A 21,031-nucleotide genomic window follows, 5' to 3' on the forward strand; every position below is an offset into this window, starting at 1 on the left:
ATAGTCGCTCGCCGCTCAGGCCTTGTACACCCGCGGCCGGAGGTCGGCCTCCGGCGGTTCCCAGGTCTGCGGGTCGGCGGGAGTCTGCTCACCTGAGCGGATGTCCTTGACCTCGTGACCGGACTCCCCGCCGGTGAACCAGACGAAGGGGATCTCGCGACGTTCTGCGTAGCGGATCTGCTTGCCGAACTTGGCCGCGCTCGGCGACACCTCGCAGGCGATGTCGCGGGCACGCAGGGCGGTGGCCACGGCGTCCGCCTCGGCGCGTCCCTCTTCGTCGGTCACGGCCACGACCACCGCCGAAGGGGTGCCGCGGGTGGCGCTGATGCCCGATTCGGGATCGAGGATGAAGGCCATGAGACGCGAGACCCCGATCGACATGCCCACCCCGGGGTAGGTCTTCTTGCCCACCGTGGCCAGCGAATCGTAGCGACCGCCGGAGGCCACGGAGCCGAGCTCTTCGTAACCGATCAGCTGGGTCTCGTAGACCGCTCCCGTGTAGTAGTCGAGACCGCGGGCGATCTTGAGCTGGGCGACGATGACGCCCGGTGCCCGATCGTGGGCGGCGCGCAGCATCGTCGTCAGCGAGTCGAGGCCGGCGTCGAGGAGGGGGTGCTCGACGCCGAGCGCGCGCACCTCCTCGGCGAAGTCCGGTGAATAGGATTCGATGGCGGCCAGTTCGAGGCACAGCCGCTGCTGTTCCTCGGTCGCTCCCGCCTCGGTCGCCAGCAGCTTCGCGACTTCCTCGGGCCCGATCTTGTCGTATTTGTCGAGGCAGCGCAGCACAGCCTGGATGTTCTCCAGCCCGATGCCGCGGGCGAAGCCTTCGAGCAGGCGACGGTCGTTGACGACGATCTTGACTCCGGGCACGCCCAGAGGTGCGAGTCGGGCGAAGGCATCGGCGACGGCCAGCGGGATCTCGACCTCGAAGTGTCCGGGCAGCTCGGCATCGGCGATGACGTCAATATCGGCCTGGATGAACTCACGGTAGCGGCCCTGCTGGGGGCGTTCGCCGCGCCACACGGGTTGGACGCGGGCGGCCTTGAACGGGAAGCTCAGCTCGTTCGCGTTGTCGGCGATATAGCGGGCCAGAGGCACCGTGAGGTCGAAGTGCAGTCCCAGGGGGCTGCGTTCGGCACCTTCGGAGTGGAGGCGGGAGACGGCGAAGATCTCCTTGTCGATCTCCCCGTCCTTGGCCAGCTGGCTGATCGGCTCGACGGCCCGGTGGTTGAGTGCGGAGAAGCCGTGCAGGGCGAAGGTGTGCTCGAGGATGTCGATGACCTTCTTCTCGATCACGCGTTCGGCGGGAAGTCGTTCCGGGAATCCGGACAGACGGGCTGACTTCGCCATTATTCTCCTTGCTCTCAGTGCTGTGTGTTGTGTCTGCGGTGTCTGTTTGTATCGGGGATGTCTGCGGTAGGCAGATGTGTCCGTGGTGCTGCGGTCCTGCGGCCTGCGGCTCGGTCAGAAGAACGGGTTGGTGGCCAGTTCGTGGCCGACCCGCGAACCGGGGCCGTGTCCAGGATAGATCGGAACGTCGGGCAGCGTGGCGAATGCCCGCAGGGATTCCCCCATCGCCGCGGCGTCCCCGCCCGGGAGGTCGACCCGGCCGATGGCACCGGCGAAGACGACGTCACCGGTGAAGATGATCTCCTCGTCATCGGCGCTCACCCGCAGCAGCATCGAGCCTTCCGTGTGCCCGGGCGCGGCGACGGCGGTGACACTCAGCCCCGCGATCTCCAGGACCTGACCATCGCTCAGCCCGGTGACTTCCGGTGCCTGCCAGCCCTCGACCAGGGGCGCGAGCATCGGCGCGAACTGCGGGCTGAGTGTGCGTGCCGGATCGGCCAGGCGATAACGGTCGGGATCGCCGAGGTGGACGGGAACGTCCCAGCGGGCAAGCACATTGCCCAGCCCCAGGATGTGGTCGGGGTGGCCGTGGGTGAGGAAGACGGCACGCGGACGCAGCCCCTCCTCGGCGAGGATCTCCGCCAGACCGGGAGCACAGTCGTAGCCGGAGTCGACGAGGATGCACTCCTCGGCCCCCTCGGCGCGGACGACATAGCAGTTGACGTCGAGGAATTCGGCGTGGGTCGTGAATACATCCATACGCAAAGTCTATCCAGAGGCTCCGCCTTGGTTATGCTGGGATAACGTCCAATCAGAGATCGAGTGATCGGCAGGCGCGAGAGCCCGCCGGTTCGACCGATGGAAACAAGGTGAGAATCATGTCGACCCCGACGCCGAAGCCGACCCCCCGCCCGTCTTCCCTGCCCCGCCCGCAGGCGGCACAGGTGGTGAATGCGACGACCGTCGATCATGACGCCGAGGTCGCTCGTGCGGTCGCCCATGGTCGGGCCGATGAGGACGGCAATGTGTTCGTCATCACCCCGGAGGGTGAGCGCGCCGTCGGACAGTACCCGGACGCCACCGGCGCCGAGGCGCTCGAATACTTCGCGAAGAAGTACGTCGAACTCGTCGAACACTCCGTTCACCTGCGCAACCGACTTTCGGCAGGAGCTCCCGGCAAGGAGATCGTGCAGGCGGCGAAGACGCTGCAGGAGTCGCTGCCGGAAGCGAACGTCGTCGGCGACCTCCGCGGCCTGTCGGGAACCCTCGACACACTCGTCTCCGATGCCGAGGCCACGGACTCGCAGCAGGCCGCTCGGGCCGAGGCGGCGAAGCTCGAAGCCGCCGCCGAGCGTGAGGAGATCGTCGCCGAGGCCGAGTCTCTGGCCAAGCGGGATCCGGAGAAGATCCAGTGGAAACAGTCCGGTGCCCGACTGCGCGAGCTCTTCGCGCAGTGGAAGGACAAGCAGCGCAGCGGTCCGCGTCTGCCGCGTTCGGTCGACCAGGAGCTGTGGGGCCGCTTCTCCCAGGCCCGGAACACCTTCGAGCACAAGCGCAAGGAGTTCTTCGCCGAGCTCGACAAGGTCAATTCCGAGGGCAAGCGGATCAAGGAGAAGATCGTCGCCGAGGCGGAGTCGCTGTCCGGTTCGACCGATTTCCGCACCGTGTCCCAGAAATACAAAGATCTGATGACTCAGTGGAAGCGGGCGCCGCGAGCCTCGCGGAAGGATGATGACGCCCTGTGGGCTCGCTTCCGGGCCGCGCAGGATGTGTTCTTCTCGGCTCGGGATGCGGAGAACGCCGCTCTCGACGAGGAGTACAAGGGCAACCTCGAGGTCAAGGAAGGGCTGCTGAAGAAGGCCCAGGCGCTGCTGCCGATCACCGACCCGGTCGCGGCGAAGAAGCAGCTGCGGGTCATCCAGGACGAGTGGGAAGACGCCGGCAAGGTCCCCCGCGCCGATGTCTCGCGGATGGAAGGCGGCCTGCGCGATGTCGAACGGGCCCTGTCCGAAGCCGAGGACGCCGCCTGGCAGCGCAGCAATCCGGAGACCAAGGCCCGCACCTCGGGGGCGCTGAGCCAGCTCGACGATTCGATCGCAGAGCTCGAGGACAAGCTCACCGCCGCGAAGTCCGGTGGGGATGAGAAGGCCGTGACCGAGGCCCAGGCCGCCCTCGACGCCCGCCGCGCCTGGCGGGATCAGCTGGCGCAGACTGCCGCCGAACTCGACTGAGCAGAGCGGACGAGCGGAGACGAGTTCCGGTCGTCCACAGGCATCGACGCTCGAGTCGACACTTATCCACAGTTGGCCGATGCGACCTTGTCAGCGCCTCCGTACACCGCGATAGTGGCTGTATGGAGGCGCTGTTTCATCTGCGGGACTACGGGTACGAACATCTCACCGAGCTCACCCTCGACGGTCTGCTGACCCAGCTGACGGAGACCACGTGGGTACGCAAGGGTGCCGTGCTCGGTCCCGACGACCGGATGGCGGCGCTGCACACCCTGACACCCCAGGGACTCGTGCTCTCCCACGACAGCGCCTGGTGGGTTCATCGGGGGCTGGGACGGGCACCGTCGCCGCTGTCGTTCATCACCCACCCGCGACGCCGATTCGTCACCGAATCCGGATTGGACGTCCACGAACTCACGCTCACCGATGACGAATGCGAGTGCATCGACGGTCGCCTGCTGACGACCGAGGAGCGCACCCTCTACGATCTGCTGCTGCCCCAGGTGCGCACACCCGGTGATCATTCGCCTCGGGTGGTGAGGAACCTCATCGACGAGGTGCCCGGAGCGACCCGACGACGGTTCCGGCTCTATCTCGACAGCGTCTCGCGCCGTCCGTACGTGGCACAGATCCGTTCGACCTTCGAACGCTGCTGCGAACTCCCGAGATGACCCTCGGATTCAGCCGGCGGGCGTCGACGGCCCGAGCAGGTTCTATCCCCCGGCGATGCGGTAGACGTCGAAGACGCCTTCGACTTTCCGCACGGCGGAGAGCACGGTGTCCAGATGGCTCGCGTCGCTCATCTCGAAGACGAACTTCGACTGCGCGACCCTGGCCCGCGAGGTCGCCACGGAGGCGGAGAGGATATTGACATGCGTGTCCGTGAGGACCTTCGTGATGTCCGAGAGCAGGCCCGACCGGTCGAGGGCCTCGACCTGGATCTGGACGAGGTAGATGCCGCTGGTCTTCTCGCCCCAGGAGACCTCGACGATGCGTTCGGGCTCCCGTTCGAGGGAGACGACGTTCGGGCAGTCGACACGATGCACGGACACCCCGGAGCCGCGGGTGACGAAGCCGACGATCTCATCGCCGGGCACCGGGGTGCAGCAGCGGGCGAGTTTGACGAGCACATCGTCGACGCCTTTGACCGTGACCCCCTCCGAGGAGGAATGGTGTCCCGATGATTGGCCCGTGCGGTTGCGCGGTGCCGGCAGGACGGTTTCGTCGTCGTCCTCGCCGACCTCCTTGGCCAGCAGGTCCACGACATGGGCCGCCGAGGTGATGCCGTTGCCGATCGCGGCGTAGAGCGCGGTGACATCGGGCAGCCGGAGTTCGGTGGCGACGACCTGCAGAGCCTCCTGGCTCATCAGCGCCGATGCCGAGAGGGTGTGCCGACGCATCGCCCTGGCCAGCTGTTCGCGGCCGTTCTCGATCGCCTCTTCGCGGCGCTCCTTCGAGAACCACTGCCGGATCTTGCTTCTGGCCCGCGGGCTCTTGACGAAGCCGAGCCAATCGCGGCTCGGACCGGCGTTCTCATCCTTGGAGGTGAAGACCTCGACCGAGTCGCCGTTCTTCAGTTCGGTGTCCAGGGCCACGAGTCGTCCGTTGACCCTGGCGCCCATGGTCTTGTGCCCGACCTCGGTGTGCACGGCATAGGAGAAGTCGACGGGTGTCGCCCCCGCGGGCAGGCTCATCACGTCTCCCTTGGGGGTGAAGACGTAGACCTCCTTCGAATTCACCTCGTAGCGGAGGTTGTCGAGGAACTCCTCGGGGTCGCTGACCTCGCGCTGCCAGTCAAGCAGCTGCCGCAGCCAGGCGGCGTCGTCGACCTCGCCATCGTCGGAGACCTTGACCGAGCGGGCGGTGTTCGAGGTCACGGCCTTCGAGGGATTGCCGCGGTCCTTGTACTTCCAGTGGGCGGCCACGCCGAACTCGGCACGCCGATCCATCTCATGGGTCCGGATCTGGATCTCCACCGGTTTGCCGTTGGGGCCAATGACCGTCGTGTGCAGGCTCTGGTACATGTTGTACTTCGGCATCGCGATGTAGTCCTTGAACCGGCCGGGCACAGGATTCCAGCGGGCGTGGACGATGCCGAGCGTGGCGTAGCACTCCCGCACCGATTCGACGAGGACGCGGACGCCGACGAGGTCGTAGATGTCGGCGAATTCGTGGCCGCGGACGACCATCTTCTGGTAGATCGAGTAGTAGTGCTTGGGTCGGCCGGTGATCGCGGCCTCGATGCCGGACTCCCGCAGCTCGGAATTGAGTTCGTGCGAGACGGTCGCGAGGTACTTCTCGCGTTCGGGGGCGCGATCGGCGACGAGGCGGACCACCTCGTCGTAGACCTTCGGGTGGAGCACCTGGAACGACAGATCCTCGAGTTCCCACTTGATCGTGTTCATCCCCAGCCGGTGTGCCAGCGGAGCGTAGATCTCGAGGGTCTCCCGGGCCTTCTTCGTACTCGAGGAGGCGGGAACGAACTTCCAGGTGCGGGCGTTGTGGAGTCGGTCGGCGAGCTTGATCACGAGGACGCGGATGTCCTTGGCCATGGCCACGATCATCTTGCGCACGGTCTCGGACTGCGCCGCCTGACCGTAGGTGAGTTTGTCGAGCTTGGTCACGCCGTCGACCATGGCCGCGACCTCGGGCCCGAACTCCTCGGTCAGCTCGGACAGGGAATAGGAGGTGTCCTCAACCGTGTCGTGGAGCAGAGCGGCGGCCAGAGTGACCGGAAGCATGCCGATCTCGGCGAGGATCGTCGCCACCGCGATCGGGTGGGTGATGTAGGCGTCCCCGGACTTCCGGGTCTGACCGCGATGAGCTTCCTCCGCGACCTGGTAGGCGCGGACCACCAGGTCGATGTCGGCCTTGGGGTGGTTCGACTGCAGCGCCCTGATCATCGGGCCCAGAACCCTCGGATACCCGGGGTTGTTCTGGGCCCTGGCCGCCCACCAGGCTAGACGAGAGATGCCGCGCGGGCGGCGCGATTCGGCGGAAGAAGCCATGACATCTCCTCTCTCGACTCAGACCTCGGCGTGGATCACCGGCGGGACGTCTTCGACCCCTCTGTCCAAGCGTAGTTGACGAACCGCCTCTTCCTGTTCACGCACGGCCGGTTCATGTGCCCGGAGCAGGGCGTAGAGCGGGCTGGCCACGAACAGGGTCGAGGATGCTGCGACGATCATACCGATGAACAGCGACAGTGAGATGTCGACGAGGGTGCCGGCGTTGAGCGCCAGGACGCCGATGAAGAGGATCGAGGCGACGGGCAGGACGGAGACCACCGTGGTGTTGATCGACCGCACCGTGGTCTGGTTGACGCCGAGGTTGACCAGCTCGGAGAACTTGAGATCCCGCTTCTCCTTGAAACGGGCCGTGTTCTCTCGGATCTTGTCGAAGACCACCACCGTGTCATAGAGGGAGAAGCTCAGCACGGTGAGGAATCCGATGACCGCTTCAGGGGTCACCTCGATGCCGGTGGCCGAGTAGATGCCCATCGTGACGATCATGACGACGACGAGGCCGATGATCGCAGCCAAGGACATCTTCCAGGTGCGGAAGTACAGGGCCATGACGATCATCGCGATGGCGACGAAGATGACGAGCGCGCGGATCATCTTCTCCGTCACGTCCTGACCCCATTCGGGTCCGACGAAGGTCGAGGTCACATCCTCGTTCGAGACGTCGTAACCCTCGATCAGGGCATCACGGACCTGCTGCATCTCGTCGTCCGAGAGCTGATTCGTCTCGATCTGCACTGCGGTGTCGCTGGTCGGTGTCAGACGCGGTTCCGAACCAGAGACGGCGCCGGAGACGATGCCCTCACCCTTGCCGGGCGAGGTGTCGCTGACGTGGTCGATCTGGAACTGCGAGCCGCCTTTGAAGGCGATGCCGAAGTTGAATCCGGCGATCAGCGGGACGAGGAGCGAGAGGATGACGAGAACTCCGGCGATCGCCAGCCACAGCTTGCCCTTCCCGACGAAGGGAATGGAGGTCTCACCGTTGTGGAGCCGGTTGCCCCAGGCAAAGAACCGTTTCACTTGTCTGCCTCCTTGCCCTCGTCAGCGTCCTTCTCCTGGGCGGCTCTGCGTGCCGCCGCCTTCCGTTCGGCGATCGTGCCGCCGGCCGGAGCGGATTCGGAGCCCGTCGAGCGGGTCTTCTTCTTCGCCTTGCGCGGCTTCGCCGCAGACTCGGTGGTCGACTCGGCGTCACGGTCGTCAGACTTGTCGACGACCGACTCATCTGCCGTCGACTTCGCGTCCGTCGCTGATTTCTCGTCCGTCGATTCGGCGTCCGCCGATTCGGCTTCCGCCGTCGACTTCGCGTCCCTCGCCGACTTCGCGTCCTTCGCTGACTTCGCGTCCGAGGAACCGGCCTTCGCCGCAGCACCGGAGTCCGCAGACGCGGAGCCGACGGTGGCCGGAGCCCGGTCCTCGGCCTCACTCTCGGTCGAGGCGATGCCGGCCTTGCGGTTGCGAGCCTTCTCGCGGCGTTTGGCCTCCGGAGACTTCTCGCTGTCGTCGATGCTCAGGCCCAGCGCACCTCGGTAGGCGGCCGGTTTGACCCCGAGCAGCCTCGGATCCATTCCCGACAGCGGGTGCCCCTGACCGAAGAACTTCGTTCTCGCAAGCACCTCGAGCATCGGGTGGGTGAAGAGGAAGACGACGATGACGTCGACGATCACGGCGAGGCCGAAGGTGAAGGCGAAGCCGCGCACCGATCCGACCGCGAGGATGTAGAGGATGATCGCGGCGAGCATGTTCACGCCCTTGGACGCGTAGATGGTCCGCTTCGCCCGGTCCCAACCCACTTCGACGGCCGAGAGGAGATTTCTGCCGCTGCGCAGCTCGTCTCTCACGCGCTCGAAGTAGACGATGAACGAGTCCGCGGCCATGCCGATGCCGATGATGATACCGGCCAAGCCCGCCAGTGACAGTCGGTAGCCGTACCTCCACGAGGCCAGGAGCAGAAGCAGATACGTCAGCACGCCGACGACCACGATGCTCGAGACCGTGACGAGGCCGAGCACCCGATACTGCAGGAGTGAGTAGACGACGACGAGGATGAGTCCTGCCAGACCGGTGAGCAGACCGATGGTGAGGTAGTTCGACCCCAGCGTCGGTGAGATCTGGTCCTCGCTCTGGACCTGGAAGCTCAGCGGCAGGGAGCCGTTCTTGAGCTGGTCGGCCAGAGTCTGTGCCGAGTCGAGCGTGAAGTTGCCTGAGATCTCGGCCTTGCCGTCGGTGATGACGGCGTTGGAGGTCGGGGCGGAGAGCACGTTGCCGTCGAGCACGATGGCGAACTGGTTATAGGGCTGCTGCTTTCCGGTGATGTCCGAGGTGATCTGCTTGAAGATCTCTCGACCGGTGGAGTCGAACTCGAGGTTGACGGCCGGCTGGTTGGTCTGGGTGCCGTTGGCACCCGTCTGGTAGCCGAAGCTGGCGTCGGCGAGGTGATCGCCGGAGAGTTCGACGGGACCGAGAACGTACTTGGCCTGTCCGTCCGAGGCACAGGCGACGACCGGTTCGTCGGCGGGCAGCTGCTCGCCTCCGGTGCGGTTCTTCGGATCGGTGCAGTCGAGTTCGGTGTACTTCTTGATGATGTCATCGGACTGCCACTTGTCCGCGTCCGCTTCCGGGTCGAACAGGGGCCGCGGGGTCGAGTCGGTGACCTTGGTGTCCTCGCCCGTCCCCTCGCCGGCTCCCTCGCCCGAATCACCGGTGTCTCCGCTGTCGGTGCTCGACTCCCCGGAGTCCTTCCCGGCGGGTCCGGGAACTTGGCCGCCGGCCTTGGCCGGTTCGTCTCCGGAGGTCGTATCACTCGTCTCACCGGCGGACCGAGAGACCTGCCCGCCCCCTGCGGGGTCGGTGCCCTCGGCCTGACCGGAGCCGTCGGACTGGCCTGCCCCGTCGGCACCGGTGAGATCCTCGAGGCGCTTCTTCTCCTCATCGCTGAGGCCGTCGTCCGAAGACTGTTCGGAGCTGTCCCCGCTCTGTTCCTGCTCCTTCTGGATTGCCTCCTGGGAGCGCGGATCACCGACGAGGGCGACCCTGCGGAACACGAGCTGCGCGGACGAGCGGACCAGGTTGCGGGTCTCCTCGTCGGGGTTGCCCGGGAGGTTCACGATGATGTTGCGGTCACCCTGGGTCGTGATCTCGGCCTCGGAGACACCCGTCGAGTCGACGCGCTGCCGAATGATGGAGACAGCCTGGTCGAGCTGTTCCTTGCTGATGTCCGTGTCCTCCGAGACCTGCGGCTCGAGGATGATCGAGGTACCGCCCTCGAGGTCGAGCGCAAGCTTCGGCGAGGTTGTGGCATTCGACCAGATGACCCCGCCGGCGATGATGCCGGCAAGGGCAAGTGTGACGATGATGAGCCACATGAAGCGCAGACCAGGGCGCGGCTTTTCTTCAATATCGGACACGTTTCAGCTTTCGATCGAGTGCAGAGTGCGGCCAGAAGTGAGCGAAGTCAGTTCTGTCTGACTCAGTTCTTCTTGTCGGTGTCGGTATCGGTGGAATCCGAGCCCTCGGCATCAACATCGTCGGCGTCGAGCACATCCGAGTCACTGTCCGCGGGATTCGTCGACGAAGTCTCTGAGTCCGTGCCTGCCTTGAGCTCTGTGTCGGCGTCGAGCTCTGTCTCGGCGTCGACGGCAGGATCTCTCGTGTCGGCGGCTTCGGCCTTGAGGTCGTCGGTCTCGCTCAGGCTCTCGTCGTCGGCGGTGCCCGCGGCCCGCTTGCGCTCGTTCATGGCGTCGAGTTCGGCATCGGTGATGGCCGGAGAATCGGCCTCGACATCGGTCGGCTCCGCGGCATCGGCGGCGGGAGCGTCGACCGGAGCGACATCGGTCTGCGGGTTGTCGATCTGACCGATCGCCTGACGGTGGACGCGCAGCACTGTGCCCGGTCCGGATTCGATGGTGACCTGGTTGCTCTCTTCGTCGATGGAGAGCACGGTGCCGAAGACACCGAAGGTCGTCATCACTGTGGCACCCGGTACGAGACCGGTTTTGATCTGTTCCGCACGCGCCTTCTGCTTACGCCGAGAGTTGAACAGGAAAAAGATGAGCAACGCAGCAAGCGCGAGAGGGATCAGCAAATCCACAAGTATCTACCTTTCATAAGTACGAACCAGTCCACTAGCTTAGTTCGTCCTCAGTACCCATGGCGAACTCAACCGCCGGGATCAGAACTCATAGTTTGCTGGGATCTGCATCCCCAGGTGCTTCCAGGCCGCCGAGGTGGCGACGCGGCCGCGTGGTGTGCGGCTGATCAGACCCTCCCGCACGAGGTAGGGCTCGGAGACGGTTTCGACCGTATCGGCCTCTTCCCCGACCGACACGGCCAGTGTCCCCAGGCCCACCGGTCCCCCGCCGAAGCGTTTGCACAGCACCTCGAGAACCGAGCGATCGAGGCGGTCGAGACCGAGGGCGTCGACTTCGTAGACTTCGAGGGCGTTGACCGCGGCGTCGTGATCGATGATGCCGCTGCCGCGCACCTGCGCCCAGTCCCGGACCCGGCGCAGCAGACGGTTGGCGATGCGCGGGGTGCCGCGCGAACGGGTGGAGATCTCCTGCAGGCCCGCCAGCTCCGCTTCGATGCCGAGCATCTGCGCCGAGCGTCGCAGCACGGTGAGCAGATCCGTACTCGAGTAGAAGTCGAGGAGACCGGTGAAGCCGAAGCGGTCGCGCAGCGGTGCAGGCAGCAGCCCCGAGCGGGTGGTCGCCCCGACCATCGTGAAGGACGGAAGGTCGAGGGGAATCGCGGTGGCTCCAGGGCCCTTGCCGACGATGACGTCGACGCGGAAGTCCTCCATGGCCACGTAGAGCATCTCCTCGGCGGCCCGGGCCATGCGGTGGATCTCATCGATGAAGAGCACTTCCCCCTCCTCGAGGGAGGAGAGGATCGCGGCGAGGTCACCCGCGTGCTGGACCGCCGGCCCCGAGGTGACGCGCAGGCTCGACTGCATCTCATGCGCGATGATCATGGCCAGGGTCGTCTTGCCCAGTCCGGGAGGGCCGGAGAGGAGGACATGGTCGGGAGCCTTGCTGCGGGCCTTCGCCGCGTCGAGGACCAGGGAGAGCTGCTCCCTGACCTGCGGCTGGCCGATGAAGTCTTTGAGCCCCTTCGGGCGCAGGGCGGCTTCTGCATCACGTTCGGCGGTCTCGGCACGGCCGGAGACCAGACGATCCTGTTCGGCGCCGGTGAGACCCTGGTCGCCGAAGTCCATCTCATAGGATCCGGGATCGGTCTCCCCTGCCGCCCGGTCTGCGTCGAAGGACGGATCGGTCATTTCCTGGCACCGAGCACTTTGAGTGAGGCCTTGAGCAGCACCGAGGTCCCGGCATCGGCTCCGAGGTCCTTGACCACCTCGGCGACGACATCGGCGGCCTGGGCCTCTTTCCACCCGAGGCCGACGAGGGCATCGATGACCTGCTGATTGCTGCCGCCGAAGGACAGCTGCGGTCCGGGTGTCGAGCCGGCGAGCTTGGGCAGTTTGTTCTCGAGTTCGAGGATGATCCGGGAGGCGCCCTTCTTGCCGATGCCCGGGACTCGGGTCAATGCGGTGGCGTCCTGGTTCGAGATCGCGGAGGCGAGCTCTTCGGGTCCCATCACGGAGACGATGGCCATGGCCAGGCGCGGTCCGATCCCCGAGATCGAGAGGAGCACCTCGAAGGTGTGGTTCTCGTCCTCGGCGCCGAAGCCGAAGAGGGTCATGGAATCCTCACGCACGACCAGCGTCGTGACGAGGTCGATGTCCGCGCCGTGGCGGGTCGACGCCAGAGTGTCCGGGGTGACGTGGACCTTGCGTCCCACACCATAGGTGAGAACGACGAGGTGGTCAGCTGCGATGCGGTGGACCGTACCGCTGAGGAAACTGATCACGACCAGCCTTTCGAGTGGGAACACTTGTACGAATCCAGGTTAGCAGGAGGCCTCCACGGCACCTGTCCGCGACACGAGTCTGCGCCCACTACTTCGTCTTGCGCATGGCCTCTGCCCACTGCTGCTGAGCTTTGGTCAGACCGGACCCCTGGCGTCCTCCGGACTTGCGCTCGGTCAGGTCCTTGTTCGCTCCCGGCGTCGATTGGGCGCTCAGGGCGCCTCGCCAGGAATGGCAGATCGCGATCGCCAACGCATCGGCGGCGTCCGCGGGCTTCGGCGGCGCTTCGAGCCCGAGGATCCTGGTGACCATGTTCGTCACCTGCTTCTTGCCCGCCCGCCCGGAGCCGGTGATCGCGGCTTTGACCTCGGAGGGCGTGTGCATCGCCACCGGCAGTCCGCGTCGGGCGGCCAGGCCCATCGTTAGGCCCGAGGCCTGAGCGGTGCCCATGATGGTGGACACGTCGTTGCGGGCGAAGACGCGTTCGATGGCCACCATGTCGGGACGGTACTCATCGAGCCAGGAGTCGAACGCCTCGGCGATGGCCCCGAGGCGCAGGTCCACTGAATCCGCGGACGGAGTGCGCAGCACGTCGACGGCCACCATCCGGGCCTTCCGCGCGGGCAGGGTGTCGATGACACCCAGCCCGCAGCGGGTCAGGCCGGGGTCGACGCCGAGGATCCGCATCAGGCGTCGAGTTCGGCGAGAACCTCATCGCTGACATCGGCATTCGAGTACACGTTCTGCACTTCGTCGCTGTCTTCGAGCGCATCGATGAGGTTGAAGACCTTGCGTGCGGTCTCCGCGTCGAGTCCGACCTCGAGCTCGGGGACGAAGGAGGCCTCCGCCGAGTCGTAGTCGATGCCGGCTTCGACGAGAGCGGTGCGGACGTCGACGAGGTCGGTGGCCTCGCAGATGATCTCGAACTTCTCGCCCTCGTCCTTGACCTCTTCGGCTCCCGCGTCGAGCGTCGCCAGGAGGATCGCATCCTCATCGGTGCCCTCGGCGGGAACCTCGATGACGCCCTTACGGTTGAAGTTGTAGGTCACGGAACCGGGATCGGCCATCGAACCGCCGTTGCGGGTGACCGCCACGCGGACCTCTGAGGCGGCACGGTTGCGGTTGTCGGTGAGGCACTCGATGAGCAGCGCCACACCGCCGGCGGCATAGCCTTCGTACATGATCGTCTCGTAGTTGACCGCGGAACCGTCGAGGCCGCCGCCGCGCTTGACCGCGCGGGTGATGTTGTCGGCCGGGACCGAGTTCTTCTTGGCTTTCTGGATCGCATCGAACAGCGTCGGATTGCCCTCGGGATCAGGTCCACCGTTGCGTGCGGCAACCTCGATGTTCTTGATCAGCTTGGCAAACAGCTTGCCGCGCTTGGCATCGATGGCAGCTTTCTTGTGTTTAGTCGTTGCCCATTTGGAATGACCTGACACTGGTGTTCCTTCCTCTAGTTGCAGCCTTTCAAGTCTATACGCTCAAGGTCCGCGGCCCTCAATCGATGACAAGCGGGACCTCGGGCACCGCGCCCGTGGTCGCCAGCTCGATGAGGCTGAGCAGATCCTTCGGATAGATCGTCTCCGTCGTCGACATCAGCTCGTCCCTGGTCCACCAGCGGAACTCGAGCAGACTGCGCTTCTCGATGTCGGTCCACACGGCGTCCTCGAGTTCGATGTCCTCGGAGGTCCGGAACGCGAAGTAGGTCTCGTGCTGGCGCAGCTTCTTCTCCGTGAATTCGAAGACCTCGTCACGGGTCGCCAAGGGGCCGATGAGTTCGCCGGGTTCGCATTCGAGTCCCGTCTCCTCCGCGAGCTCGCGTGCCGCGGTCTGAGCGGCCGACTCGCCCATCTCGGAACCTCCGCCGCAGGTCATCCACCATTGGTGGGTGGGTGTGAGCAGATCCTGGGCTCGAATCAGAAGGACCTCGTCGCGCTCATTGAGTAATACGACCCGTGAGGCTTTACGAGGTTTCATGGTTCTCCAGGAGTTGGCGGCGAGGCGACGTAGTGTTCTGCAGAATAGTGATGCCGTGGGGTTTCGGCAACAGCGATTTCGGAGACGAGAGAACGATAGCGGGAAGTCTCGTTCCCACCAAGTCGGAAGCCGAAATGCGGGGTCGGGTGATCGCCGAGGAGGCGGTGGTGCAGCTCATGATCTCAGCCGACCGTCGCTGCGGAGTCGGAATCCGAGTTCAGATGCTGGTCCCACCAGTCGAGGATCGCCTCGAACCGCTGGCGGCGATGTCGGGGCTGTCCGGCCCGGGAGAGCTCATGGTTCTCCCCCGGGAAGATCAGCAGTTCGGTGTCGACTCCGGACCGCTGCAGGGCGGCGTAGTACTGCTGGGCCTGTTCGAGCGGACAGCGGAAGTCGAGTTCGGAGTGCATGACCAGGCTGGGTGTGCGGACCTGCCCGGCATGGGCCAAGGGCGACTGCCGGGCGATGGCCGTCCTCTCACGTGTTGTGTACTCCTCGGTGAAGAAGCGTCCGATGTCGGAGGTGCCAACGAAGCTGTCGGGATCGAGGTACCCGCGTTCGACGATGGCGGCGCGGAACCGATGATCGTGTGCGGTGATCATCGCCGTGAGGTAGCCGCCGTACGATCCGCCCTGCACGCCGAGGCGGCTGCCGTCGAGATCGGCATCCTCACTCAGCGCATGGTCGAGCACGGCGAGGACATCGGCCATCGCCGGATCCGCCATGTTCCCCTGCACCGCGGTCCCCCAGCTGCGCGTCCGCCCGCCGGAGCCGCGCGGGTTCGCGTAGACGACGGCGTAGCCGGCCGAGGTGAGCACCTGGGTCTCATCGAACCAGCCGTGGGTGTATTGGGCGAAGGGTCCGCCGTGGATGTTGAGGATGACCGGGAACGGCCCCTGCCCGGAAGGCTTGGCCAGCCATCCGGTGATGGTTCCGTCTTCGCCTTCGACGCGCAGCACCTGGGGAAGCACGGAGTTCGCCGGTGCGGGGTGTTCCAGGATGCTGCTCGCACCGCCTGGGGCGGCCGGTCCGCTCAGCGGCACACTTCCGAGCACGGCTTGGCTGCCCGGGGTGGCTGCGGTGAAGATCACGGTCTCGGCCGAGGCGTCGAAGCCGTTGACCACGGTGATCTCATCGGTGAGGAAGTCGAGTTCGTCCAGGCCCGCCTCGGCGGCGCAGAGGTCGATCCTGGCCAGCCGGGAGGCTCCGTCGGTGTCGACGACGGCCAGCACGAACTGGGCACCGTCGGCATCTGCCACCACCCGCGGACGGATCGAGGCGATGGCCACGGTCTCCGGGTCCGTCAGGCGTCGGGTCGTCCCCGTGCTCACCTGATGGAGGTAGAGCCCGGGCATCTGTCCGACGAAGTCGAGTGCGTCCCGGCTCAGATCGTTGGCCACGAGCAGCACGGAGTCGTCATCGATCCACCGGTGCAGGTTCACGCTCAGTCGCGGCAGGTCCAGCGCTCGCGCCTCGTCGACGCCGAGCAGCCACACCGTCGACCGCAGATCGGGTTCGCCCTGGTCCGGTGCCACCGCGGAGATCACGCTCGCCCAGTGGCCGCCGGTCGAGAACTGAGGGTCGTGCACGTCCGATTCGGGGGTCGAGAGCAGAGTCGAGAGCGGAACCTCGGCGCTGCCGGAGACTCCGGCCTTGCCGAGCCCCGGTTCCACGAGATCGACGAGGAACGCCCGCGCCGGACGGTCTTTGGTGTAGCCGAGGCCGTTGCTCAGATAGGCCGCAGAGCGGATGCGTCGCGGTGCCTCCTCGGTGGCTGGAATGTCCTCGTCCTCGCCGTAGCGGCCGGGTTCGGCGACGCGGGCGACGTAGAGCGCCCGTGCGCCTTCGTCATCGATGGCGAATTCGGACACGCCGAGGTGGTTGTCGGTGATCCGGTGTGCGGCCTCGAGGCTGGGGCCAGCGAAGAGCTGCGGGGCTTCCTTCTTCGCGGCGCTGAGGTACCCCGACCAGTTCGGGTGCACCTGTGCCGCCGAGTCATGCCAGTTGTGGGTCAGCCGCGTCGACCGGTCCTCGGTGAGTGCGAACAGCTGGGAGAGGTAGCTGTTCGACTCGAGGTCGGGACGGGTGATCGTGATGACCGCCTCGTCCCCGCGCTGCAGCGGGGACGAGTATTCGGCCAATGTGTCGAGATCTTCGGGGTTCATCGATTCCATTCCTTCGACAGCGCCGCCTGCACCTCACTGTGCACCTGCGGCAGCGCCTTGGTCTCCGCCACGATCGGCAGGAAGTTGGCATCCCCGCCCCACCGCGGCACGATGTGCTGATGTAGGTGGGCGGCGATTCCGGCACCGGCGACCGGTCCCTGGTTCATGCCCAGATTGAAGCCGTGAGGGTTCGAGACCGCACGGATGACCCGCATCGCCCTCTGCGTGAAGTGGGCGAGCTCGACCGTTTCGGCTTCGCTCAGCTCCGTGTAGTCAGCGACGTGGCGATAGGGGCAGATGAGCAGGTGACCGGGGTTGTACGGGTAGAGGTTGAGCACCGCGTACACGGTCTCGCCGCGGGCGACGATGAGTCCCTCCGCATCGGATTTCGAGGGCGCCGTGCAGAACGGGCATTCGTCTGCACTGGAGTCCTTCGGCTTGTCCTGTCCGCCGATGTAGACCATCCGGTGCGGGGTCCAAAGGCGTTGGAAGCCGTCGGGTTCGCCCGGGAAGCCGGCCGCCGCCTCCGGTTCGGGCGGCCCCTCGCCGAGGTGGTCCTCCCCAGGTGCCGGCGGTCCGGTTCCGCTGTCGCCGCCCTCGGTCATACCTGGGCCTTGGTGTCGATGGATTCGAGGATCCGTCGCACCGCCTCGGCGACGGGCACGCCGTTGTCCTGCTCTCCGCTGCGGAAGCGGAAGGACACCGCACCGGCGTCACGGTCCTCTCCCCCGGCGATGAGGACGAAGGGGACCTTCGACTTCGAGGCGTTGCGGATCTTCTTCGGGAACCGGTCGTCGCTGTCGTCGATCTCGACGCGGACGCCGGCGGCGCGCAGCTCGGCGGCGACCTCGGCGAGGTAGTCGTTGAACTCCTCGGCCACCGGGATGCAGGTGACCTGCACGGGAGCCAGCCACACGGGGAACGCTCCGGCGTAGTGCTCGGTGAGCACGCCGAGGAAGCGTTCGATGGATCCGAACTTCGCGGAGTGGATCATCACCGGCTGCTGGCGGGAGCCGTCGGCAGCGACGTATTCGAGGCCGAAGCGCTCGGGCTGGTTGAAGTCGAGCTGGACGGTCGACATCTGCCAGGTCCGGCCGATGGCGTCGCGTGCCTGGACGGAGATCTTCGGTCCATAGAAGGCGGCGCCGCCCGGGTCAGGGACGAGTTCGAGTCCGGTCTCCTCGGCGACCTCTTCGAGGACTCTCGTCGCCTCTTCCCACTGTTCGTCCGAGCCGATGAACTTATCGGCCTTCTTTCCGTCCTCGTCTCGGGTGGAGAGTTCGAGGTAGAAGTCGTCGAGGCCGAAGTCGCGCAGCAGGCTGAGCACGAAGTTCAGCAGATGGCGGATCTCCTTCCCGGCGTCCTCCTGGGCGACATAGGAGTGCGAGTCGTCCTGGGTCAGGGCGCGGACGCGGGTGAGGCCGTGGATGACTCCGGAGGCCTCGTCGCGGTAGACGGTGCCGAATTCGAAGAGCCGCAGCGGCAGATCACGGTAGGACCGTCCGCGTGAGCGGTAGATGAGGTTGTGCATCGGGCAGTTCATCGCCTTGAGGCGATAGGGGGTGCCCTCCTTGACGATCTCACCGGATTCGTCGCGGACCTCGTCGACGCTCATCGGCGGGAACATGTTCTCGCCGTAGTAGGGCAGGTGGCCCGAGGTGTAGTACAGGGTCTCCTTCGAGATGTGCGGGGTACCGACGTACTCGAAGCCCTCCTCGATGTGGCGGGCGCGGACGTAGTCCTCCATCTCCCGCTTGATGACGCCGCCCTTGGGGTGGAACACGGGCAGTCCGGAGCCGAGCTCCTCGGGGAAGGAGAAGAGGTCGAGTTCGGCACCGAGCTTGCGGTGGTCGCGGCGCTCCGCCTCGGCGAGACGGTCCTGGTGGGCCTTGAGGTCCTCTTTCGAGGCCCACGCGGTGCCGTAGACGCGCTGCAGGCTCGCATTCGCCTGGTCGCCGCGCCAGTAGGCCGCCGAGGAGCGGGTGACGGCGAAGCCGTTGCCGATGAGCTTCGTGTTCGGCAGGTGCGGGCCGCGGCAGAGGTCCTGCCACACGACTTCGCCCTTGCGGTCGACGTTCTCATAGACGGTCAGTTCGCCGGCTCCGACCTCGACGGAGGCCGAATCGTCGGATCCTGCGCCTTTGTCACTGATCAATTCGAGCTTGTACGGCTCGTTCGCCATCCGCTCCTTGGCTTCGGACTCGGTGACGACGACGCGGTTGAAGGTCTGGCCGGACTTGACGATCTGGGCGGCCTTCTTCTGGATCGCCTTGAGGTCTTCGGGGGTGAAGGGTTCGGCGACATCGAAGTCGAAGTAGTAGCCGTCGGTGATGTAGGGGCCGATGCCGAGTCTGGCTCCGGGGAACAGGTCCTGCACGGCCTGCGCGGTGACGTGGGCCGCGGAGTGGCGGAGGATGTCGAGTCCGGCGGGAGAGTCGATGGTGATCGGGCTGATCGAGTCTCCGGCGGTGAGTTCACGGCTGAGATCGGCGGGTTCGCCGTTGAGCCAGACGGCAACGACTGTGCGGTCCGTGGAGAAGAGCTCCGTGCCGGTCAGTCCCTGTTTCCAAGGAATGCTCTCGCCCGCGCAGTCAATGCTGTCTGCCACTGATCTTCTCCGTTCGTCTGGGATGAGGACTTCTCGTCCTCCGAGTCTAGTACCAATTCGGTGGTGCCAAATCAGTTGGGTGGCAGTCGTGTGACTGCCACCCAACTGGTGAATTCTACGTGATCTGCGTCCGCTGCGGGTTCACCGGTCTGTGCGACCGCCGGACCCGCATTCGGACATCACTGCTTGCTGAACTCGAAGTCCGTTCCGCTGCCGAGGTCCTCGATGAGCGAAAGCTTGAGATGCATCCCGTCGACATCGGAGGAGGGGACGCCGAAGGCAAACTCATAAGTCCTCTCCCCCTCGGCGGGAACGGGATCGGCGAAAGCGAGAGAGCCTTTGTACTTCGATCCGTCGAACACGTCCTGATAGTTCGCGGCGTTGCCGTCGCTAGCCGTCAGAGTCGCCAAGGTGAGTTCGACATCGGAGCTAGATGCGTTCTTGATGGTCATCGTGACGATGGCGATCTCACCATTGGACGATTCGGCTCCCGATGCGTACTGGTCGGCGGTTCCGGGGCGCACCTGCACAGCCGCAGTGAGGTCGTCGCCGATGGTGACCTCGCCACCCTCGACGGGCGCGGCCTCTTCGCCTTCAGAATCGCCTGCGCCCTGGCTGGGATCCTGTGCCGGATCGGAGGGATCCTGGGCAGGATCGGACGCGCCCGAGGTCGAGATTCCGGCGGACTTGCTTGCCTCGTCAGAGGCAGCTTTTCCGAGCAAGCCGATTCCGAGGATGAGTGCGACGACGACGATGATCGACAGTAGAACCGAGATGATTCCGAGCACGATGCCGGTGATGCTGAGGCCCTTGTTCGACGCGGTTCCTTTCTTCACCGCGCTCAGGCCGACGAAGCCGAAGACGACTGCGGCCGCGCCGAAGAGGAATCCTGCTCCGAACACGAAGGACAAGAGGATGCCGACGATGCCGCCGATGAGGGCGAGGATGCCCCAGATGTTCTTCGAGGTGTTGCCGCCGGTAACCGGGGGGAACTGGCCGTACCCGGCGTTGGGATTGGCCGGAGTGAACTGGTCGGATCCGCCGTCTGCGCCGGCGTAGGCCGGCTGCTGACCGTACTGGTTCGCGTCATAGCCCTGAGCATTGGCGTCGTAGCCGGGGTTCTGTCCGTACTGGTTCTGGTCGTAGTAAGGGTTCTGTCCGTACTGGTTCTGATCGTACTGAGCACCGCCGTCGTTGTGCTGCCCGTACTGGGGCTGGGAACCGTACTGCTGCTGACCCTGCTGGTCCTGCTGCCCATATTGGGGAGGCTGCTGCCCGTACTGCGGCTGAGCAGGCTGGGAACCGAAGGACTGATCCTGCTCGTTCGGGGATCCGTACTGCGATGCCTGACCGCCGGACTGGCCACCGTTCTGGTCGCCGCCGTATCCGGGCCCGTTGGGCTGCCCGCCGTTCTGACCGTTGGGGTTCTGACCGTTGGGGTTCTGATTGCCCGAGCCGTTGTCCGGCCCGTACGGGTTCTGAGGAGTAGACATGAGTGCTCCGAAGTCTTCGTCGTTGTTTACCGTCACTAGCGTACTAGTTAAAGTGCGGCTTGACTCATACAGAGGGCGTGGCAGTCCTGGAACACCACGGCCACACAGCCGAATGGGCCCCTCGCGGGTCCCCTCCGCCAGCTCTCCGCAGCACCCCGCCGAACTATCGCGGTTTCCTGCGGGATTCGCCGTGAATGCACGAAGCCCCGAGCATATCGCTCGAGGCTTCTTCTGTGCGCGATACTGGGATCGAACCAGTGACCTCTTCCGTGTCAGGGAAGCGCGCTACCGCTGCGCCAATCGCGCTCTATTCATTTG

Annotated in this window: 17 protein-coding genes and 1 tRNA gene; 2 read left to right on the top strand and 16 right to left on the bottom strand. The window is 65.5% G+C overall.

The features are described from left to right. Positions 1 to 15: 15 nt before the first annotated feature. On the bottom strand, positions 16 to 1,350 hold the full coding sequence (hisS, locus tag CV023_RS04030; RefSeq protein ID WP_230744165.1) for a histidine--tRNA ligase: 1,335 nt from the start codon (positions 1,348 to 1,350) through the stop codon (positions 16 to 18). A gap of 114 nt (positions 1,351 to 1,464) precedes the next feature. Then, positions 1,465 to 2,109, bottom strand: a complete 645-nt coding sequence (locus tag CV023_RS04035) for an MBL fold metallo-hydrolase (RefSeq protein WP_230744166.1) — start codon at positions 2,107 to 2,109, stop codon at positions 1,465 to 1,467. A gap of 119 nt (positions 2,110 to 2,228) precedes the next feature. On the opposite strand from CV023_RS04035, the gene CV023_RS04040 reads away from it, so the two are divergent. Continuing rightward, the gene (locus CV023_RS04040) at positions 2,229 to 3,581 is read left to right on the top strand and encodes a DUF349 domain-containing protein (protein ID WP_230744167.1); all 1,353 of its coding nucleotides are present in this window, start codon (positions 2,229 to 2,231) and stop codon (positions 3,579 to 3,581) included. Between the two features lie 122 nt (positions 3,582 to 3,703). Then, positions 3,704 to 4,252, top strand: coding sequence for a hypothetical protein (locus CV023_RS04045; RefSeq protein WP_230744168.1), 549 nt, complete (start codon positions 3,704 to 3,706; stop codon positions 4,250 to 4,252). 42 nt (positions 4,253 to 4,294) lie between these two features. Here the strand turns inward: CV023_RS04045 and CV023_RS04050 are convergent, their stop codons facing one another. The 14 genes from CV023_RS04050 to CV023_RS04115 form a co-directional block, all read right to left on the bottom strand. Next, positions 4,295 to 6,589 carry a RelA/SpoT family protein gene (locus CV023_RS04050; RefSeq protein WP_284934631.1) on the bottom strand — a complete coding sequence of 765 codons (2,295 nt, stop codon included), beginning with the start codon at positions 6,587 to 6,589 and terminating at the stop codon, positions 4,295 to 4,297. Between the two features lie 18 nt (positions 6,590 to 6,607). Continuing rightward, complete coding sequence (secF, locus tag CV023_RS04055; RefSeq protein ID WP_230744169.1) at positions 6,608 to 7,624, bottom strand: protein translocase subunit SecF; 1,017 nt, start codon at positions 7,622 to 7,624, stop codon at positions 6,608 to 6,610. Beyond that, positions 7,621 to 9,966 (bottom strand): protein translocase subunit SecD, encoded by a 2,346-nt coding sequence (secD, locus tag CV023_RS04060; RefSeq protein ID WP_230744396.1) that lies wholly within the window; start codon positions 9,964 to 9,966, stop codon positions 7,621 to 7,623. Before secD ends, secF begins: the two co-directional genes overlap by 4 nt. Before the next feature lie 104 nt (positions 9,967 to 10,070). Next, positions 10,071 to 10,685 carry a preprotein translocase subunit YajC gene (locus CV023_RS04065; protein WP_230744170.1) on the bottom strand — a complete coding sequence of 205 codons (615 nt, stop codon included), beginning with the start codon at positions 10,683 to 10,685 and terminating at the stop codon, positions 10,071 to 10,073. 87 nt (positions 10,686 to 10,772) lie between these two features. After that, positions 10,773 to 11,816, bottom strand: a complete 1,044-nt coding sequence (gene ruvB / locus CV023_RS04070; RefSeq protein WP_230744397.1) for a Holliday junction branch migration DNA helicase RuvB — start codon at positions 11,814 to 11,816, stop codon at positions 10,773 to 10,775. Positions 11,817 to 11,875: 59 nt separating this feature from the next. Next, positions 11,876 to 12,472 carry a Holliday junction branch migration protein RuvA gene (ruvA, locus tag CV023_RS04075; RefSeq protein WP_230744171.1) on the bottom strand — a complete coding sequence of 199 codons (597 nt, stop codon included), beginning with the start codon at positions 12,470 to 12,472 and terminating at the stop codon, positions 11,876 to 11,878. Between the two features lie 88 nt (positions 12,473 to 12,560). After that, entirely contained in the window at positions 12,561 to 13,157 is a 597-nt protein-coding gene (gene ruvC / locus CV023_RS04080) for a crossover junction endodeoxyribonuclease RuvC (protein WP_230744172.1), read from the bottom strand. Further along, a complete protein-coding gene (locus CV023_RS04085) occupies positions 13,157 to 13,909 on the bottom strand; it encodes a YebC/PmpR family DNA-binding transcriptional regulator (protein WP_230744173.1) in 753 nt (250 codons plus the stop codon). The genes ruvC and CV023_RS04085 overlap by 1 nt, the downstream gene beginning before the upstream one ends. A 58-nt stretch (positions 13,910 to 13,967) precedes the next feature. Next, positions 13,968 to 14,447: an NUDIX hydrolase gene (locus CV023_RS04090; protein WP_230744174.1), complete on the bottom strand. Its 480-nt coding sequence runs from the start codon at positions 14,445 to 14,447 to the stop codon at positions 13,968 to 13,970. Between the two features lie 182 nt (positions 14,448 to 14,629). Continuing rightward, positions 14,630 to 16,612 (bottom strand): alpha/beta hydrolase family protein, encoded by a 1,983-nt coding sequence (locus tag CV023_RS04095; protein WP_230744175.1) that lies wholly within the window; start codon positions 16,610 to 16,612, stop codon positions 14,630 to 14,632. Then, positions 16,609 to 17,217 (bottom strand): HIT family protein, encoded by a 609-nt coding sequence (locus CV023_RS04100; RefSeq protein WP_230744176.1) that lies wholly within the window; start codon positions 17,215 to 17,217, stop codon positions 16,609 to 16,611. Before CV023_RS04100 ends, CV023_RS04095 begins: the two co-directional genes overlap by 4 nt. After that, positions 17,214 to 19,220 carry a threonine--tRNA ligase gene (thrS, locus tag CV023_RS04105; protein ID WP_230744177.1) on the bottom strand — a complete coding sequence of 669 codons (2,007 nt, stop codon included), beginning with the start codon at positions 19,218 to 19,220 and terminating at the stop codon, positions 17,214 to 17,216. The genes CV023_RS04100 and thrS overlap by 4 nt, the downstream gene beginning before the upstream one ends. A gap of 179 nt (positions 19,221 to 19,399) precedes the next feature. Beyond that, positions 19,400 to 20,713 carry a DUF4190 domain-containing protein gene (locus CV023_RS04110; RefSeq protein WP_230744178.1) on the bottom strand — a complete coding sequence of 438 codons (1,314 nt, stop codon included), beginning with the start codon at positions 20,711 to 20,713 and terminating at the stop codon, positions 19,400 to 19,402. A gap of 234 nt (positions 20,714 to 20,947) precedes the next feature. Beyond that, positions 20,948 to 21,019, bottom strand: a tRNA-Val gene (locus tag CV023_RS04115). Between the last annotated feature and the right edge of the window lie 12 nt (positions 21,020 to 21,031).

It is taken from the genome of Brevibacterium sp. CCUG 69071 (assembly GCF_021023135.1).
In the GTDB taxonomy this organism is placed as follows: Bacteria; Actinomycetota; Actinomycetes; order Actinomycetales; family Brevibacteriaceae; genus Brevibacterium.

Excerpts from the sequence above, each read along its gene's own strand:
- CV023_RS04045 (WP_230744168.1), top strand. The coding sequence starts at position 3,704 with ATGGAGGCGCTGTTTCATCTGCGGGACTACGGGTACGAACATCTCACC.
- ruvC (WP_230744172.1), bottom strand. The coding sequence starts at position 13,157 with ATGCGGATCCTCGGCGTCGACCCCGGCCTGACCCGCTGCGGGCTGGGT.
- CV023_RS04035 (WP_230744166.1), bottom strand. The coding sequence starts at position 2,109 with ATGGATGTATTCACGACCCACGCCGAATTCCTCGACGTCAACTGCTAT.
- CV023_RS04100 (WP_230744176.1), bottom strand. The coding sequence starts at position 17,217 with ATGACCGAGGGCGGCGACAGCGGAACCGGACCGCCGGCACCTGGGGAG.
- secD (WP_230744396.1), bottom strand. The coding sequence starts at position 9,966 with ATGTGGCTCATCATCGTCACACTTGCCCTTGCCGGCATCATCGCCGGC.
- CV023_RS04050 (WP_284934631.1), bottom strand. The coding sequence starts at position 6,589 with ATGGCTTCTTCCGCCGAATCGCGCCGCCCGCGCGGCATCTCTCGTCTA.
- CV023_RS04040 (WP_230744167.1), top strand. The coding sequence starts at position 2,229 with ATGTCGACCCCGACGCCGAAGCCGACCCCCCGCCCGTCTTCCCTGCCC.
- hisS (WP_230744165.1), bottom strand. The coding sequence starts at position 1,350 with ATGGCGAAGTCAGCCCGTCTGTCCGGATTCCCGGAACGACTTCCCGCC.
- CV023_RS04110 (WP_230744178.1), bottom strand. The coding sequence starts at position 20,713 with ATGTCTACTCCTCAGAACCCGTACGGGCCGGACAACGGCTCGGGCAAT.
- CV023_RS04095 (WP_230744175.1), bottom strand. The coding sequence starts at position 16,612 with ATGAACCCCGAAGATCTCGACACATTGGCCGAATACTCGTCCCCGCTG.
- CV023_RS04090 (WP_230744174.1), bottom strand. The coding sequence starts at position 14,447 with ATGAAACCTCGTAAAGCCTCACGGGTCGTATTACTCAATGAGCGCGAC.
- ruvB (WP_230744397.1), bottom strand. The coding sequence starts at position 11,816 with ATGGACTTCGGCGACCAGGGTCTCACCGGCGCCGAACAGGATCGTCTG.